This is a genomic window from Streptomyces sp. NPDC059037 (assembly GCF_042740015.1).
Taxonomy (GTDB): domain Bacteria; phylum Actinomycetota; class Actinomycetes; order Streptomycetales; family Streptomycetaceae; genus Streptomyces.
In genome coordinates this window covers 1-17,304 of record NZ_JBHYIG010000208.1, presented here as the reverse complement: position 1 = coordinate 17,304, position 17,304 = coordinate 1, and the positions used below count along the sequence as shown (strand labels likewise).

The following is a 17,304-nucleotide window of genomic DNA, read 5'->3' as shown; positions in this document are numbered from 1 at the left end:
CGCCCGCCCGCGGGGGGCCCGCGCGTCTCGGTCTCGGGCCCCCCCCCCGCCGGGGTGGGCTTCGTGGACCCCGACCGTGCTGGTGTCGCTGGTGTGGGTCTCGGTCATGCCGTACGAGGCCTCGCGCAGCACGCTGTCGTCACCGACGGCCGCGCGCCAGCGGGCCCGCAGCTCGGGGCTGAGCCTGCGGATGAAGGACACGGTGAGCGGGGCGGTCAGCGAGCCGAGGTCGTGGCGTGCGAAGTCCGGGTGGGAGAGGAGTTCGAGGTAGTTCTCGACCGTTCCGGCCATGGTGGTGACCTGGTGCCGCTCGATCGACGCGAGCACGGCGGCCGGGTCCCAGCGGGGCAGCAGCACGCTCGTGCCGCCGGAGACGAGCGGGGCGAGGATGCCGAGGTTCTCCCCCGCGATCCAGAACACCGGCAGGAAGCAGAGCGAGACGATGCCGTCGTCGGACGGCTGCGGGCCGCGGGTGTTGTCGATGGCGGTGGCCGTGTAGACCATATGGCGCTGGGTGTGCTCGCAGCCCTTGGGCATTCCGGTGGTGCCGCCGGTGTAGTTGAGGGCGGCGAGGGCGTCCAGATCGTCGGCGACGCGCCCGAGCGGTGGATGCCCGACGGCGGCGCCCCAGGCGTCCGCGTCGTCGGCCACCAGGACGTCCCGCACCGCCGTCTGCGCGCGCACCTCGTCGAGCAGGCCCGCGAGCGAGCTGTGCGTGATGACGGTCTCCGGCCCCGCGTCGCGCAGTTCATGGCTCAGCTCCGCCGCGCGGAACATCGGGTTGACCGGTACGTGCACGGCTCCGGCCCGCAGCACGGCCAGCATCGCGATCACGAACTGCGGGCAGTTGGGCAGCTGCACCCCCACCCGGTCACCGGCCCGCACGCCCCGCGCGTCGAGCCAGCCCGCCAACCGGTCGGTGAGGCCGTCGAGTTGGCGGTACGTGAACGTCTCGTTCCCGAAGACCAGCGCGGGCCTGTCCGGCGCGGCCTGCGCCCAGTGCCGCACGTAGCCGGGCACGGTGCGTGTCCCCGCGCGGTGCTCCGCCGTGTCCGCCTGCCGCCCCCGCCTGGCCTTGGCCTGACGGGCACGCAGGTCCCGCACCTGGTCTTCGCGGTGCAAGGGGCCGTGCATGGCGCCGTGCATGGCGCCGTGCATAGGGCTGTGCATGGGGCGGCTCCTCAACGTTGGGGATCGACTCCGAGCAGGTGCAGGAACATGGCGGTGACGTCGCGCACGGCCGCGTCGTACGTCTGGGGATCGGCCGCGGCGAGCCTGGCGAACTCGATGCTCATGCCGCCGACCGCGCGGGCGACGGAGAGGGGATCGGCGACCGGGGCGGCCCTGCCCTCGTCCACCAGGCGGCGGATGTAGCGGGCCGAGCGGTGGACGGGCCGCTCCTGGGTCTCCTCCCACAGCGCGCGCACGTCGTCGTCGAGCTGCGCCTGCTGCTCCAACAGCCTGAGCAGCGGCAGGTGTTCGGCGTACGCGGCGATGAAGGCGGCGGTGGAGGCGTGGCAGATCTCGCGGGCGTCGTCCCGGTCGACGCCGGGCACGTCCTGCGCGGCGAGGAACGCGTCGCGCACCCGCACCGCGAGGACGCGGAAGATCTCCTCCTTGGAGGCGAAGTAGACGTAGAAGCCAGCCCGCGAGACCTCCGCCTCGGCCGTGATGTCGGCGATGGTCGTCGGGCCGTAGCCGCGCCGCGCGAAGACGGCCTCCGCGGCGTCCAGGAGCCGCCTGCGGGCGGGGGCCTCGCTGCGGTCGCGTGCGGTGCGGGTCGCCCAGGGCTGTTGATTGCGTGCCACGCGGCGAGCATATTGACGTTGACGCCAATGTCAATGAGCATGGCGGCGCCCCCTCGGGGGACCGGACATCTCAGGAGGGCTTCATGGGTTCTGCCGCCGTGCTCGTCGCCAATCGCGGGGAGATCGCCGTCCGCGTCCTGCAAGCGGCGGCGGAGGCCGGGCTGCGCACCGTCGCGGTGTACGCGGCGGACGAGGCCGCCGCGCGCCATGTCCAACTGGCCGATGAGGCCGAGCCGTTGGGCGGCCCGGGACCGGCCGCCTATCTGGACGCGGAGGCCGTGGTCGCCGCGGCCCGGCGCTCCGGGTGCGACCTCGTGCATCCCGGCTACGGCTTCCTGAGCGAGGACGCGGAGTTCGCCGCGCGGTGCGCGGACGCCGGGCTGCGGTTCGTGGGGCCGTCCCCCGAGGTGCTCGGTCTGTTCGGCGACAAGGCACGCGCGCGTGCGCTCGCGGTCAGCCTCGGGGTGCCGGTCCTCGCGGGCACGCAGGGGCCCACGACGCTGTCCGATGCCGCCGGCTTCCTCGCCGGGCTCGGCCCTTCGGGCGCCGTGATGGTGAAGGCGCTCGGCGGGGGCGGCGGCCGCGGCATGCGGGCCGTGCACCGTCCTGCCGACCTGGCGGACGCGTGGGAGCGCTGCCGTTCGGAGGCGCTGCAGGGCTTCGGGCGCGATGCGCTGTACGTCGAGGAACTCCTGACCGGCGCCCGCCACATCGAGGTGCAGATCATCGGTGACGCGAGCGGCGAGGTCAGCCACCTCTGGGAGCGCGACTGCAGCGCCCAGCGCCGGCACCAGAAGCTCATCGAGATCGCCCCCGCGCCCGGCCTCTCCCCCGCGGTCCGCGACAAGCTGATCGACGCCGCCCTGCGGATGGCCCGCGCGTGCGGCTACACGGGCCTCGGCACCTTCGAATTCCTGCTCCAGGGCGAGGAGTTCCACTTCATCGAGGCGAACCCGCGCCTCCAGGTCGAGCACACGGTCACCGAGGAGGTGACGGGCGTCGACCTCGTCACGGCCCAACTGCGCCTGGCGGCAGGCGCATCACTCGCGTCGCTCGGCCTGGCAGGGCCCCCGCCCGAGCCGCGCGGATTCGCCGTACAGGCCCGTGTCAACGCCGAGTCCCTGGCCGCCGACGGCACGGCGCTGCCCTCGACCGGAACGCTCACCCGCTTCGACGTGCCGACGGGTGCGGGCATCCGCGTGGACACGGCGGCCCGCACCGGGTCGGAGGTCGGGGCGCGCTACGACTCGCTCATCGCGAAGGTCATCGCCCATGTGCCGCAAGGCGACTTCGCGGCGGCCTGCGAGCGCACGTCGCGCGCGCTCGCCGCCTTCGCCGTCGAGGGCGTACGCACGGGAATCCCGCTGCTGCGGGCGCTGCTCGCCCACCCGGGCTTCACGGCGGGCGGCGCCCACACGGCCTTCGTCCAGGACCACATCGCGGAGCTGCTGCCGCAGACGCCCGCGGAAGCCGGCGGCGGCGCGACGGTCGCCGCCCCCATGACGGGCACGGTCGTCACCGTCGACGTCGCCGTCGGCGAACACGTCGCGGCGGGGCAGCAGTTGCTCGTCCTCGAGGCGATGAAGATGGAGCACGTCGTGCGCGCGGGCGCCTCCGGCACCGTGACCGCCGTGCACGCGCGCGTGGGCGACACGACGGCAGAGGGCCACCTCCTGGTGACGGTCGAGGCATCGACGACAGGCGAGGCGAGCGCCCAGATCGGCGAGGAGACCGCCGACCCCGACGCCATCCGCCCCGACCTCGCCGAGACCCTGGCCCGGCACGCGGTCGGCCTCGACGCGCAGCGGCCCGAAGCCGTCGCCAAGCGCCACCGCATCGGGCGGCGCACGGCCCGCGAGAACATCGAGGACCTCTGCGACGCGGGCACCTTCACGGAGTACGGCGCGCTGGCGATCGCCGCCCAGCGCCGCCGCCGCTCCCTCGACGACCTGATCGCCTCGACGCCCGCCGACGGCATGGTCACCGGCACGGGGCGGATCGACGGCGTGCGGTGCGTGGCGATGTCGTACGACTACACGGTGCTCGCCGGCACGCAGGGCCTGCAGAACCACCGCAAGACCGACCGGATGCTGCAACTGGCCGCGGAACGGCGGCTTCCGGTGGTGCTGTTCGCGGAGGGCGGTGGCGGCCGCCCCGGCGACACCGACACGACGTCCGTCGCCGGGCTCGACGTGATGACGTTCCATCAGATAGGGCGGCTGAGCGGACAGGTCCCCCTGGTGGGCATCGCGTCGGGGCGCTGCTTCGCGGGCAACGCGGCGCTGCTCGGCTGCTGCGACGTGGTGATCGCGACGCCGGAGGCGAGTATCGGCATGGGCGGCCCCGCGATGATCGAGGGCGGCGGCCTCGGTGTGTTCCGCCCCGAGGAGGTCGGCCCGCTGTCGGTCCAGGTGCCGAACGGCGTCGTGGACATCGCCGTGGCCGACGAGGCGGAGGCGGTGCGGGTGGCACGCAAGTACCTCGCGTACTTCTCGTACGCCCCTGGGGCGGGCGGCAGTTGGGAGGCACCGGACGAACGGCTGCTGCGGCACGCGGTCCCGGAGAACCGGCGCCGCGCCTACGACGTACGGACCGCGATCGACGGCATCGCCGACACGGACTCCGTCCTGGAGCTGCGGCGCGCCTTCGGCGTCGGCATCATCACATCACTGATCCGCGTCGAGGGCCGCCCGATGGGCCTGCTCGCCAACAACCCCGGCCATCTGGGCGGCGCGATCGACCGCGACGCGGCGGACAAGGCCGAGCGCTTCCTGCGCCTGTGCGACGCGTTCGGCCTCCCTGTCCTCTCCCTCTGCGACACACCGGGTTTCATGGTGGGCCCGGACACCGAACGGACCGCGACCGTAAGGCACTTCTCCCGACTCTTCGTGACGGGCGCCCAGCTCCGCGTGCCCCTGGTCAGCCTGGTCCTGCGCAAGGCGTACGGGCTCGGCGCGATGGCCATGATGGGCGGCTCGACGCGGGCACCCGTGGCGACGGCCGCCTGGCCGAGCGGAGAGTTCGGCGGGATGGGCCTGGAGGGCGCGGTGCGGCTCGGCTACCGCAAGGAGCTTGCGGCGATCGACGATCCCGCCGAGCGGGAGCGGGTGTTCGAGGCGCACGTCGCCGAGCTGTACGAGCACGGCAAGGCGGTGAACGCGGCGGCGGCCCTGGAGATCGACGCGGTCATCGACCCGGCGGACTCACGGCGATGGATCCTCGCGGCACTGGACGGCGGGGCGGGGCGGCCGGACGGGGACGCATGACGCGACGACCGCCCGGCGGCCGCGCACGGCTCAGGACACGAATCAGGACACAGACACAGGAAACGGACCAGGACACGGATCAGGACACGGATCAGGACTGAGGACGCTTCCCGTGGTTGGCCGCGTGCTTGCGGCGTGACTTCTTCTTGCGGCGTCGCTTCGAGGACATGACGTTCCCCTCACTCGGTGGGCGCCCGATAGGGCATGTGACCGCTTTCCACCGTTCCACACCGATACGTCACCGGCGACCGCAGATCCCCCACGACACTTGCCTCGGGATACCATCGACCCCGCCATGCAGATGAATGCCAAGTACACCAGTCTCGTCGCGGTCGGCGACTCCTTCACCGAGGGCATGTCGGACCGGCTGCCCGACGGCAGCTACCGCGGCTGGGCGGATCTGCTCGCCGCGCGGATGGCCGCCGCGTCACCCGGTTTCCGCTACGCGAACCTCGCCGTGCGCGGGAAGCTCATCGGGCAGATCGTGGACGAGCAGGTGGACGTCGCCGCCGCGATGCGCCCCGATGTGATCACCCTGGTGGGCGGCCTCAACGACACCCTGCGGCCCAAGTGCGACATGGCCCGGGTCCGCGACCTCCTCGGACAGGCCGTCGAACGCCTCGCCCCGGCCTGCGAGCAGCTCGTCCTGATGCGCAGCCCGGGTCGGAACGGCCCCGTGATGGAGCGCTTCCGGCCGCGCATGGAGGAGCTCTTCGCGTACGTCGACGAGCTGGCGGCGCGGCATGACGCGGTGGTCGTGGACCTGTACGGAGCGGCCGTGCTCGGCGACCAGCGACTCTGGGACGTGGACCGGCTGCACCTGACGGCCGAGGGCCACCGGCGGGTCGCCGAGGCGGTGTGGCAGTCGCTCGGCCACACCCCCGAGGACGACTGGCAGTCGGCCCTGCCCGCCACCGCACCGCCGAACTGGACCGCCCGCCGCGTGGCCGACGCCCGCTTCGCCCGCCAGCACCTCGCCCCCTGGATCGCCCGCCGCCTCACCGGCCGCTCCTCCGGCGACGGCATGCCACCGAAGCGCCCCGACCTGCTGCCCTACGACGGCCCGCTCTCGTAGCTTCCGACAAACCAGGCCGTGGCGCTGGCCTGCACGAACGGCCAGTAGAATCCGTACACGTGACTGCGCCTGCAAAGCCCCGTATCCCGAACGTCCTCGCCGGGCGTTACGCCTCCGCCGAGCTCGCCACCCTCTGGTCGCCCGAGCAGAAGGTGAAGCTGGAGCGTCAGCTCTGGCTCGCCGTGCTGCGTGCCCAGCAGGATCTGGGGATCGAGGTGCCGGACGCCGCCCTCGCCGACTACGAGCGTGTCATCGACGATGTCGACCTCGCCTCGATCGCCGAGCGCGAGAAGGTCACGCGCCATGACGTGAAGGCCCGCATCGAGGAGTTCAACGCGCTCGCCGGGCACGAGCAGGTCCACAAGGGCATGACCTCGCGCGACCTCACCGAGAACGTGGAGCAGCTGCAGATCCGGCTCTCCCTGGAGCTCGTGCGCGACCGCACCGTCGCCGTCCTCGCGCGGCTCGGGAAGCTGTCCGGTGAGTACGCCGAGCTGGTCATGGCCGGTCGCTCGCACAACGTCGCCGCGCAGGCGACGACCCTGGGCAAGCGCTTCGCGACCGGCGCCGACGAGCTGCTCGTCGCGTACCGCCGTCTCGACGAGCTCATCAGCCGCTACCCGCTGCGCGGCATCAAGGGCCCGGTCGGCACCGCCCAGGACATGCTCGACCTGCTCGGCGGCGACGCCAAGAAGCTCGCCGCCCTGGAGCAGCGGATCGCCTCGCACCTCGGCTTCGAGACCGCCTTCACCTCGGTCGGCCAGGTCTATCCGCGCTCGCTCGACTACGACGTCGTGACCGCTCTGGTGCAGGTCGCCGCCGCGCCGTCCTCGCTGGCCAAGACCATCCGGCTCATGGCCGGGCACGAGCTCGTCACCGAGGGCTTCAAGCCGGGCCAGGTCGGCTCGTCCGCGATGCCGCACAAGATGAACACCCGCTCCTGCGAGCGCGTCAACGGCCTCACCGTCATCCTGCGTGGTTACGCGTCGATGACCGGCGAGCTGGCGGGCGACCAGTGGAACGAGGGCGACGTCTCCTGCTCCGTCGTACGCCGGGTCGCGCTGCCCGACGCGTTCTTCGCCCTGGATGGTCTGCTCGAGACTTTCCTGACGGTCCTCGACGAGTTCGGCGCCTTCCCGGCGGTCGTGGCGCGCGAGCTGGACCGCTACCTCCCCTTCCTCGCCACCACCAAGGTCCTGATGGCCTCGGTGCGCGCGGGTGTCGGCCGCGAGGAGGCCCACGAGGCCATCAAGGAGAACGCGGTCGCCTCCGCGCTCGCCATGCGCGAGCAGGGCGCCGAGCGCAATGAGCTGCTTGACAAGCTCGCCGCGGACGAGCGGATTCCGCTGGACCGTGCCGAGTTGGACGCCCTCATGGCGGACAAGCTGTCGTTCACCGGTGCGGCGAGCGAGCAGGTCTCCGTCGTTGTGGGGCAGATCGAGGCGCTGGTCAAGGAGCGTCCTGAGGCTGCCGGTTACACGCCGGGCGCGATTCTCTAGTACGTCACGGCCGCTGCCGCGCCGAGCGGTGCTCGCCCTTGCCCGACCTGCGCATCCGCAGTACGACGAAGGCCAGCACCGCCAGTGCGGCCGCGGCCAGGACGCCCTTGGAGTACAGGCCCACCAGGTCGGTGACCTGGTGCCAGCGGGTGCCGAGGGCGTGGCCGACGAGGATGAAGACGGCGTTCCAGATGAGGCTGCCCGCGGTCGTCAGGGCGAGGAATATGGGCAGCCGCATCCGTTCCACCCCCGCCGGCACCGAGATCATGCTGCGGAAGACCGGGATCATCCGGCCGAAGAAGACCGCCTTGGTGCCGTGCCGCCGGAACCACGCCTCCGTGCGGTCGATGTCGGAGACCTTCACCAGTGGCAGGCGGGCGGCGACGGCCACGACGCGGTCGCGGCCGAGCAGCGCGCCGATCGCGTAGAGCGCGAGCGCGCCCACCACCGAGCCCGCCGTCGTCCAGAGCAGCACCTCTGCGATGCTGAACCTGCCCTGGCTCGCGGCGAATCCGGCGAGCGGCAGGATCACCTCGCTCGGCAGCGGCGGGAACAGGTTCTCCAGGGCGATGGCCGCTCCCGCCCCGACGGCGCCCATGGAGTCCATGAGATCGGCGGCCCAGCCCGCGACGCCGCCGGTGGGCGCCTCGTTCGCGGCGATGGTCGTTCGGTACGTCGCTGCGTACACGGAGTCTTCGTACGCGGAATCGAGGATCATGCCCTTGACGCTACGAAACCCCTGGTGCGCGGCGGTATGCGGGCGGCCGCAGACCCTCCCTGCGGTGGACCGCAGCCGAACCGTGTGGTTTTCCGCAGTCCGCGCCGCGCCCCCGCTCGGCTAGCGTGACCGATCATGCGTACGCACATAAAGCGCTGGCTCAGGGTGACGGTCGGCGTCCTTGCCGGGGCCGTCACCGGGGTCGTCGAGCTGGCCTTCGCCCTGGTAGCGGGACTGTGGCTGCTCAGCACGCTCGGGCGGCGCACCGGGCGCGCCGCCGAGGCCCGTGTCGTGGCCGTAGCCCGGCGGCTCGCCGATCTTGAGCGGCGCCGGATGGCCGCCTTCTTCGGCACCGAACTCGCCGCGCCGCCGAGCGGTCTGCCTGCCGTCAACTACGTGGCCACGCGGTGGGCGCTCGGACTGCTCGGCGGTGTCGTGCTCGCCTGCGCGCTCATCGGCGCCGGGTACGCCTCGGTGGCCGTGTGGGGCTGGTTCCTCCTCGACATCCGCGAGCCGGGCTCACTGGTCCTCTCCTCCATCGGCGGTCTCTTCCTGCTGTACCTCTGTGTACAGGGCACGTACGGCGTGGCGCTCGCGGACGAGCGGCACGCGCGGCGCTTCCTCGGCCCCAATGACGGGCAGTTGATGGAGCGCAGGATCGGCGAGCTGGTGGCGAGCCGCGCCGGTGTGGTCGAGGCGGTGCACGACGAGCGGCGCCGCATCGAACGCGATCTGCACGACGGCGTACAGCAGCGGATCGTCGCGCTCGGCATGCTGCTCGGCCGGGCCCGCCGCACCCAGGACCCCGACAAGTCGGCCGGGCTGCTCGCCCAGGCGCACGAGGAGAGCCGCCGGGCCCTGGTCGAACTGCGGGACGTCGCCTGGCGGGTCTACCCGGCGGCGCTCGACGAGGGCGGACTCGCCGCCGCCCTGGAGACGGTGGCCGAGCGCGCCGCCATTCCCGTACGGCTCGACTGCGCCCTGCGCCAGACGCCGCCCCCGACCGCGCAGGCCGTGGCGTACTTCGTCGCCGCCGAGGCCGTCACCAACGCCGTCAAGCACTCCGGCGCCGCTCTCGTCACCGTCCACGCCGAGCAGCGAAGTGACGTGCTGTGCCTGCGCGTCGAGGACGACGGGCGGGGCGGCGCCGACCCCTCAGGCAGCGGACTGCTCGGCCTGGCCCGGCGCGTCGCCGCGCTCGACGGCACCCTCACCGTGGAGAGCCCCGCCGGGGGTCCCACGCTCATCACCGCGGAGCTCCCATGCGCGTAATGCTCGCCGACGACTCGACCCTGCTGCGGGAGGGCCTGGCCCGGCTCCTCGCGGACGAGGGCCATACGGTCACGGCCTCGGTCGGCGACGCGCGGGCGCTGCTGGCGGCCGTGGCCGATGATCCGCCGGACGCCGCCGTCATCGACGTACGCATGCCGCCCACGCACACCGACGAGGGGCTGCGTGCCGCCCTTGAGATCCGGAAGGGCTGGCCGGGTACGAGCGTGCTCGTGCTGTCGCAGTACGTCGAACGCCGTTACGCCACCGAGCTGTTGACCACCGCGACCGAAGGCGTCGGCTATCTGCTCAAGGACCGGGTCGTCCAGGTCGACGAGTTCCTGGACGCCCTGGAGCGGGTCGGCTCGGGCCAGACCGCCTTCGACCCGGAGGTCGTACGGCAGTTGCTGGCCCTCAGCAGCCACACCGACCCGCTGCAGCGGCTGACCCCGCGCGAGCGCGAGGTGCTCGGCAAGATGGCGCAGGGCCACACGAACTCGGCGATCGCCGGTCAGTTGTACGTCTCGCAGAGTGCCGTCGAGAAGTACATCAACGCGATCTTCGACAAGCTGGAGCTGACCGGCACGACCGGCTACAGCCGCCGTGTCCTCGCCGTCCTGCGCTACCTCGGTTCCTGAAGCCGGGGGCACTCACTACAGACCTACGTCCCTGCTGCGGAAGTCCTCCAGGGACTCGCGCCGCACCAGGAGCCGCGCGTGCCCGTCGGCCACCGCCACCACGGGCGGGCGGCCGACCAGGTTGTAGCCGGAGGCCATGGAGAGGTGGTAGGCGCCGGCCACCGGCACGCCGAGGAGGTCGCCCGGCCTGATGTCGCCGGGGAGTTCGACGTCGGAGGCGAGCACGTCACCGGCCTCGCAGTGCCGGCCCACGACGGTCACCGGGGCGGGTGCGACCAGGGAGTGCCTGCCGATCAGCCGCGGCACGTACCGCACGCCGTACAGCGCGGGCCGCGGGTTGTCGCTCATCCCGCCGTCCACGGCGACGAAGGTGCGGCCGCCGGTGCGCTTGACGGCGAGGACGCGGTAGAGGGCCACTCCGGCGGGGCCCGCGATGGCGCGCCCCGGTTCGATCAGCAGCCGCGGCACGGTGAGCCCGGCCGCCGCGCAGCTCTCGATCAGCTCGGCGCGCACCTTGCGGGCGAGGGCGGTGATGTCGAGGGCCGGTTCGCCGGGGCGGTAGGCGATGCCGTGGCCCCCGCCGAGGTCCAGTTCGGGGAGGGTGACGCCGTGCTGGTCCTTGACGCGGGCCATCAGGCCGACGAGTCGGCGTACGGCCGCGAGGAACGGCTTCTCGGTGGTGATCTGCGAGCCCAAGTGGCAGTGCAGGCCGGTCAGTTCGAGTCCTGGCTGGCCGATGATGCGGGCGATGGCGTGCTGCGCCGAGCCGTCGGTGATCGACAGGCCGAACTTCTGGTCGTCGGTCCCGGTGCGGATCTTGGCGTGGCCGCCGGCCGCGATGCCCGGCACCACCCGGACAAGCACCTTCTGCCGGCTGCCCGGCGGGATCGCCGCCGCGAGCCGGGCGATCTCCGATGCGCTGTCGATGACGATACGCCCGACGCCGAGCCGCAGCGCCGCCGCCAGGTCGTGCGGGCTCTTGGCGTTGCCGTGCAGCACGATCCGCTCGGCGGGGAAGCCCGTGGTGACGGCCAGTTCCAGCTCACCGGCCGAGCAGACGTCCAGGCCGAGCCCCTCCTCCGCCACCCAGTGCGCCATCGCGCGGCACAGGAACGCCTTGGCGGCGTAGTGCACTTCGGCTTCGGGGAAGGCGTGCAGATAGGTGCGGCAGCGGGTGCGTACGTCGGCCTCGTCGAGGAGGTACGCCGGGGTGCCGAAGCGTTCGGCGATGTCGGTGAGGGGTACGCCGCCGACGGCGAGGTCGCCGTGGGCGAGGCGCGCGGTGGATGCGGGCCAGACGGACAGGTCGTCGGCGGCGGTGGCGTCCGGGGTGACCGGAGCGTGCAGCGTGGTCATGGCAGGTTCTCTCTTCGCCTCGTCCTCAGCCGATCCAGGGGGTCAGGGCGCCGACCACGGCGGCGGCCCCGGTGACCCGCAGCGCGCCGACGGCCTGCGGGTCCCAGTCGCGCCAGACGGGCGTGCGCCGCCGGGGCGGGGTGACCGGGTGCGCGGCGAGCCGCGGGTCGACGGTGACGCGGGTGACGCCGAGCGGCTCGGTGAGCGCACGCAGCGCCGGCTCGGAGAGCCTGATCCAGGCCTGCCGGGAGCCGAGGGCCGCGGTCAGCCGCCGCTGAGTGGTGAAGGCGACGGCGGTACGGCCGCCGACGGGGGTGCGGAACAGGCGGGCCACACAGCCCGCGGGTCCCGGCCGGACGGGGACGAACAGCGGTCCGGCCGGGCCCGGTTCACAGGGCTCGGGGTCCTCGCCGCACTGCAGCTCTGCCATGGGGGTGCCTCCTTGAGGATCTTCGGCTTCCCGTTCGGTGAACGGTGACCCGGGGGCGGTGAACCCGCGGGCCCGCTCCGACGTTATGCCCGGCACGGGGTGCCATCTCCCCCTCCATGACGCGACGTTGACGGCGACCGGGCCCGCGCTGACACGACGCTGACGCGCCCGTCGGCCTTCTTGACGCGGGCTTGACGGGGACCGTGAGCGCCCTGTCAGAGGCCCGTAAATACGCGCCTGCGCAGGCAGTTCGGGGGCGTCACGGAGGCTACGTTTCCTGTTCGCACCCAGGCCCCCGCCTTGCGCGGCGGCCTGTCCCCCACCAGAAGGTCTCTCCCCCGATGCTTCACACCGCCCCGCAGCAGGCTCCGAATCCGCCCACGAAGCCGCCGTCCGGGGGTGGTTCGAGGAGCCGGCCGGGACATGGGCGGCGCATTCGATCGGGGGCGCTCGTCGATCCCGTACAGGTGATGAAGTCGTTTCCCGACGCGGTGCACAAGCTGCACCCGCGGGCGTTGGTCAAGAAGCCGGTGCTGTTCGTCGTCGGCTGCGGTTCGGTGCTCACCACACTCTCCGCGCTGCTCAATCCGTCCGTGTTCGCCTGGGTGATCAGTGCCTGGCTGTGGCTGACGGTGATCTTCGCGAACCTCGCGGAGGCGGTCGCCGAGGGCCGCGGCAAGGCGCAGGCACGCGCGCTGCGCAAGGCGCGCACGGACACGGTGGCGCTGCGGCTGCGCGACAACTGGCGGGTGGGCGTGGACCTTGAGCTCGCGAGGACCGAGGCGGTGGCCGCCACCGACCTGCAGCCCTTCGACTTCGTGCTGGTCGAGGCCGGTGAGCTGATCCCGGCCGACGGCGATGTCGTCGAGGGTGTCGCGGCGGTCGACGAGTCCGCCGTCACCGGCGAGTCCGCGCCCGTCATCCGCGAGTCGGGCGGGGACCGCAGCGGTGTCACGGGCGGTACGACGGTGCTGTCCGACCGTCTGGTGGTGCGCGTGACCTCGCGCGCCGGCGACTCCTTCCTCGACAGGATGATCGCGCTCGTCGAGGGCGCCTCGCGGCAGAAGACCCCGAACGAGATAGCCCTGAACATCCTGCTCTCCGCGCTCACCATCGTCTTCGTCCTGATCGTCGTCGCCCTGCAGCCGATGGCCTCGTACGCGAACGCGGCACAGTCCACGACCGTGCTCGTCGCCCTGCTCGTCACGCTCATCCCGACGACGATCGGGGCGCTGCTCTCGGCCATCGGCATCGCCGGCATGGACCGGCTCGTGCAGCGCAACGTCCTCGCCATGTCCGGCCGCGCGGTCGAGGCGGCGGGCGACGTCAACACCCTGCTGCTCGACAAGACCGGCACCATCACCCTCGGCAACCGGGAGGCGGCGGCCTTCGTGCCGCTGCCCGGCATCGACGAACTGCGGCTCGCGGACGCGGCGCAGCTGTCCTCGCTCGCCGACGAGACACCCGAGGGCCGCTCCGTCGTCGTACTCGCCAAGAACAGGTACGGCCTGCGCGAGCCCGCCCAAGGGGAGCTGGCCAACGCCAAGTTCGCGGAGTTCAGCGCACAGACCCGGATGAGCGGCGTCGATCTGCGCTGGGACAACGGCGCGGCCTGCGTCATCCGCAAGGGCGCCGCCGCCCAGGTGATCACCTGGGTGGAGCTGCGCGGCGGCCAAGTGCCGCCCGAGGCACGGCTGTTCAGCGATTCCGTCGCGGCGTCCGGCGGCACCCCGCTGCTCGTCGCGGTGCACGACTGGGACGGTCCGCGCGTCCTGGGTCTGATCCACCTCAAGGACGTCGTCAAGGACGGGATCAGGGAGCGGTTCGACGAGCTGCGCCGGATGGGCATCCGCACGATCATGATCACCGGTGACAATCCGCTGACCGCACGGGCGATCGCCGCCGAAGCGGGCGTCGACGACTATCTCGCGGAGGCCACACCCGAGGAGAAGCTCGGCCTGATCAGGCGGGAGCAGGAGGGCGGGAAGCTCGTCGCGATGACCGGCGACGGCACCAACGACGCGCCCGCGCTCGCGCAGGCCGACGTGGGTGTGGCGATGAACACCGGGACCTCGGCCGCCAAGGAGGCCGGGAACATGGTGGACCTGGACTCCAACCCCACCAAGCTCATCGAGATCGTCGAGATCGGCAAGCAACTGCTGATCACCCGGGGCGCGTTGACGACGTTCTCGATCACGAACGACGTGGCGAAGTACTTCGCGATCATCCCGGCGATGTTCACCGGCGCGTATCCCGGCCTGGAGGCGCTGAACATCATGGGCCTGCACAGCCCCACGTCGGCGATCACCTCGGCGATCATCTTCAACGCGCTGATCATCGTGGCGCTGATCCCGCTGGCGCTGCGCGGCGTGCGCTACCGGCCCGCGTCGGCGCACGATCTGCTGCGCCGCAACCTCGCCCTGTACGGCCTCGGGGGTCTGGTCCTGCCCTTCGTCGGCATCAAGGTGATCGACCTGGTGATCTCCACGATTCCGGGGCTCGGCTGAAAATCATGTGACGTGCGGCGCCTGATCGTTGAGACTCCCCACGTGGCCACCATGAGCGTCGACGGTGCCGAACGCGGCCCGTCGCCCCGATCCTCCTCCCCGACCGCGCTTGCCGGCCGTGCCTTCGGCGCGATCCCGCCAACTGCCCTGGTACTGCTCGGCATTGTCAGCGTTCAGGTGGGCTCGGCGTTGGCCAAGCATCTGTTCAGCGCCGTGGGCAGCTTCGGGACGGTCGCGTTGCGGCTGCTCTTCGCGGCGGCGGTACTGCTGCTGTTGTGGCGGCCTTCGCTGCGCATGACGCGCCGCGCGTGGACCGTCGTCCTCGGCTACGGCGTGACGCTCGGCGCGATGAACCTGTGCTTCTACCTGGCGCTGGCCCGGATCCCTCTGGGGATCGCGGTGACCGTCGAGTTCCTCGGACCGCTTGCGGTGGCCCTTGCCGGGTCGAGGCGCTGGCTCGACGCGTTCTGGGCGGTGCTCGCGGCAGGCGGTGTGGTCCTGCTGATGGAGGGCAGCGGCGGCGAACTCGACGTCGTGGGCCTGCTGTTCGCCCTCGCCGCGGGAGTGTGCTGGGGCCTGTACATCCTGGTCGGCGCGGCACTGGGCCGCCACACCACGGAAGGCAATGGCCTGGCCCTTGGCATGGCCGTCGCGGCACTGGTGGCGGTGCCCTTCGGCGTGGCCGAGAGCGGAACGGCGCTGATGCAGCCGTGGGTCCTGGTCGCGGGGCTCGGCGTGGCGCTGCTGTCGTCGGTGATCCCGTACTCGCTGGACCTGGAGGCGCTGCGCAAGATTCCACCGCGTGTGTTCGGCATCCTGATGAGCCTGGAACCGGCGATGGCGGCCCTCATCGGCCTCGTCGTGCTCCAGGAGTCGCTGCTCTGGTCGCAGTGGATCGCGGTGCTGTGCGTGGTGGCCGCATCGGCGGGCGCCGCACGTGGCACCCGCCCGGACATGTGATCGGGATCGGGGATATGCCAATGATGTTGGGTGTGCCGGGCGTTGACGGTCTTGGCGAGGTTGTGGGCGTGCTGCGGGAGTGGCAGGACGAGGGGGCGCCGATGCAGCTGCATCCGGGGGACCTGGGCTGGTTCTGGCGGTTCGGTGCGCAGGCCACGGCCGCGGCGGTCCGGACGTGGAGCCGGGGCGGGCGGATCCTCGCCGTCGGTCTCCTCGACGAGCCCGAGCTGCTGCGGCTTGCGATCGCGCCGGACGCGCTGCGCGACGAGGAGCTGGCGCGGCGCCTTGTCGAGGACGTGACCGGGCCGGAGCGCGGCGTGCTGGGAGAGGGCAAGGTGGCGGTCGACGCGCCGGCGGGCGCGCTGGTCCACGATCTGCTGTCCGAGGACGGCTGGGGCACCGACGAGCCGTGGACGCCGCTGCGCCGCGACCTCACGGAGCCGGTGAGCGACCCCGGCGTGCGGATCGAGGTGATCGGGCCGGAGCGGGCACACGTGAGGGCCGCCGTGCACCGGGCGGCGTTCGGCGGGTCGACGTTCACGGAGGAGCGCTGGCAGGCGATGGCGGCCGGATCGCCGTACGCCGACGCCCGGTGTCTGGTCGCGTACGACGAGCAGGACGCCGCAGTGGCGGCGGTGACGGTCTGGTCGGCCGGTCCGGGCAGGCCCGGACTGCTCGAGCCGATGGGCGTGCACGCGGAACATCGCGGTCAGGGGCACGGCAAGGCGATCACCGTCGCCGCGGCGGCCGCACTCCAGGAGCTGGGCTCGTCGAGCGCGCTCGTCGCAACGCCGAGCCGCAACTCCGCCGCCGTCGCCACCTATGAGTCGGCCGGATTCCAGCGACTCCCGGTGTTCCGGGACCGGTTCCGGGGCGCCTAGCCACGGCCGGCGGTCGGGGCGACACCCTCCAGCCGCCTCTCGGGACGTATACGTACACTCCCGGCATGGCATGCCGCATCAGTGAACTGGTCCTCGACTGCGCCGACCCCGAGCACCTCGCCGCATTCTGGAGCGAGGTGCTCGGCTATGTGGAACTCGGCCGCGAGGGCGACGGAAGCATCGAGATCGGACCGCCCGACGTCGGCTTCGGCGGCCCGCAGCCCACGCTCGTCCTCAGTCCCAGCAGCGACCCGCGGGCCGGCAAGCTCCCCCTGCACATCGACGTCAACGCCACCGACCGCGATCAGGACGCCGAGCTGGAGCGGCTGCTCGCGCTCGGCGCAAGGCCCGCCGACGTCGGCCAGACCGGCACCGAGGGATGGCACGTCCTTGCCGACCCCGAAGGCAATGAATTCTGCCTCCTGCGCCGCCGGATCCAGCCCGTCTGACCGCACGCCTTCCCGGCTCAGGACAGCACGCGGTAGGTCACGTGGGTGACCAGGCTCGCTGCCCGCGACGTCACCTGTTCGAGTTTCAGCGGCGGGACGCCATCGAACAGCCGCGTGCCGGCGCCGAGCGTGAGCGGCACGATGTGCAGCCGCAGCTCGTCGATCAGGCCGGCCGCGAGGTACTGGTTGATGGTGGTCGCGCCGCCCACGACCGCGATCTCGCCGTCCCCGGCCACCGCCCGCGCCTGTGCCAGTGCCGACTCGATTCCGTCGGTGACGAAGTGGTAGGTGGTGCCACCGTCCATCGGCTGCGGCTCGCGCGCGTGGTGGGTGAGGACGAAGACCGGGGCGTGGTACCGCGCCTCGTGGCCCCCCCCCCCGCGGCCCCTCCCGGGCCCCCCCCCCCCGGCGGGGGCGCACCATATGTGGGCCCAGAAGTAAACCCCGC

At 72.3% G+C, this 17,304-nt stretch carries 16 protein-coding genes; 9 read left to right on the top strand and 7 right to left on the bottom strand.

Annotation, left to right across the window (positions count from 1 at the left end):
- Positions 1-1,170 (bottom strand): AMP-binding protein (locus tag ACFWY6_RS32575; protein ID WP_384698065.1); only part of this gene is annotated, 1,170 nt, incomplete at its 3' end.
- An 11-nt stretch (positions 1,171-1,181) separates the two neighbouring features.
- On the bottom strand, positions 1,182-1,808 hold the full coding sequence (locus tag ACFWY6_RS32570) for a TetR/AcrR family transcriptional regulator (RefSeq protein WP_384698062.1): 627 nt from the start codon (positions 1,806-1,808) through the stop codon (positions 1,182-1,184).
- Positions 1,809-1,891: 83 nt separating this feature from the next.
- Between ACFWY6_RS32570 and ACFWY6_RS32565 the strand changes: the two genes are divergently transcribed.
- Positions 1,892-5,074 carry a carboxyl transferase domain-containing protein gene (locus tag ACFWY6_RS32565; RefSeq protein ID WP_384698059.1) on the top strand — a complete coding sequence of 1,061 codons (3,183 nt, stop codon included), beginning with the start codon at positions 1,892-1,894 and terminating at the stop codon, positions 5,072-5,074.
- Positions 5,075-5,165: 91 nt separating this feature from the next.
- Here the strand turns inward: ACFWY6_RS32565 and ACFWY6_RS32560 are convergent, their stop codons facing one another.
- Entirely contained in the window at positions 5,166-5,243 is a 78-nt protein-coding gene (locus ACFWY6_RS32560; protein ID WP_373287922.1) for a 50S ribosomal protein bL37, read from the bottom strand.
- A 126-nt stretch (positions 5,244-5,369) separates the two neighbouring features.
- Between ACFWY6_RS32560 and ACFWY6_RS32555 the strand changes: the two genes are divergently transcribed.
- Both ACFWY6_RS32555 and purB read left to right on the top strand, forming a co-directional pair.
- Entirely contained in the window at positions 5,370-6,149 is a 780-nt protein-coding gene (locus ACFWY6_RS32555) for an SGNH/GDSL hydrolase family protein (RefSeq protein ID WP_384698056.1), read from the top strand.
- Positions 6,150-6,208: 59 nt separating this feature from the next.
- Entirely contained in the window at positions 6,209-7,648 is a 1,440-nt protein-coding gene (gene purB, locus ACFWY6_RS32550) for an adenylosuccinate lyase (RefSeq protein WP_384698054.1), read from the top strand.
- A gap of 4 nt (positions 7,649-7,652) precedes the next feature.
- Here purB and ACFWY6_RS32545 read toward each other — a convergent pair whose 3' ends face one another.
- On the bottom strand, positions 7,653-8,366 hold the full coding sequence (locus ACFWY6_RS32545) for a DedA family protein (RefSeq protein WP_384698051.1): 714 nt from the start codon (positions 8,364-8,366) through the stop codon (positions 7,653-7,655).
- Positions 8,367-8,501: 135 nt separating this feature from the next.
- On the opposite strand from ACFWY6_RS32545, the gene ACFWY6_RS32540 reads away from it, so the two are divergent.
- The gene (locus ACFWY6_RS32540; RefSeq protein WP_384698048.1) at positions 8,502-9,638 is read left to right on the top strand and encodes a sensor histidine kinase; all 1,137 of its coding nucleotides are present in this window, start codon (positions 8,502-8,504) and stop codon (positions 9,636-9,638) included.
- Positions 9,638-10,273, top strand: coding sequence for a response regulator (locus ACFWY6_RS32535; RefSeq protein WP_384698072.1), 636 nt, complete (start codon positions 9,638-9,640; stop codon positions 10,271-10,273). Before ACFWY6_RS32540 ends, ACFWY6_RS32535 begins: the two co-directional genes overlap by 1 nt.
- 15 nt (positions 10,274-10,288) lie before the next feature.
- On the opposite strand, the gene lysA is transcribed toward ACFWY6_RS32535, so the two are convergent.
- Entirely contained in the window at positions 10,289-11,629 is a 1,341-nt protein-coding gene (lysA, locus tag ACFWY6_RS32530; protein ID WP_384698045.1) for a diaminopimelate decarboxylase, read from the bottom strand.
- 25 nt (positions 11,630-11,654) lie between these two features.
- The gene (locus ACFWY6_RS32525) at positions 11,655-12,059 is read right to left on the bottom strand and encodes an SAV_915 family protein (protein ID WP_384698043.1); all 405 of its coding nucleotides are present in this window, start codon (positions 12,057-12,059) and stop codon (positions 11,655-11,657) included.
- 341 nt (positions 12,060-12,400) lie between these two features.
- Between ACFWY6_RS32525 and kdpB the strand changes: the two genes are divergently transcribed.
- From kdpB to ACFWY6_RS32505, 4 genes are all read left to right on the top strand, one after another.
- On the top strand, positions 12,401-14,566 hold the full coding sequence (gene kdpB, locus ACFWY6_RS32520) for a potassium-transporting ATPase subunit KdpB (protein ID WP_384698040.1): 2,166 nt from the start codon (positions 12,401-12,403) through the stop codon (positions 14,564-14,566).
- 51 nt (positions 14,567-14,617) lie between these two features.
- Positions 14,618-15,526: a DMT family transporter gene (locus ACFWY6_RS32515; protein ID WP_384698068.1), complete on the top strand. Its 909-nt coding sequence runs from the start codon at positions 14,618-14,620 to the stop codon at positions 15,524-15,526.
- A 14-nt stretch (positions 15,527-15,540) separates the two neighbouring features.
- A complete protein-coding gene (locus ACFWY6_RS32510) occupies positions 15,541-16,407 on the top strand; it encodes a GNAT family N-acetyltransferase (RefSeq protein ID WP_384698037.1) in 867 nt (288 codons plus the stop codon).
- A 65-nt stretch (positions 16,408-16,472) separates the two neighbouring features.
- Positions 16,473-16,856, top strand: a complete 384-nt coding sequence (locus tag ACFWY6_RS32505; RefSeq protein WP_384698034.1) for a VOC family protein — start codon at positions 16,473-16,475, stop codon at positions 16,854-16,856.
- Between the two features lie 17 nt (positions 16,857-16,873).
- On the opposite strand, the gene ACFWY6_RS32500 is transcribed toward ACFWY6_RS32505, so the two are convergent.
- The coding region (locus ACFWY6_RS32500; RefSeq protein WP_384698031.1) for a dihydrofolate reductase family protein at positions 16,874-17,304 on the bottom strand (431 nt) is incomplete at its 5' end.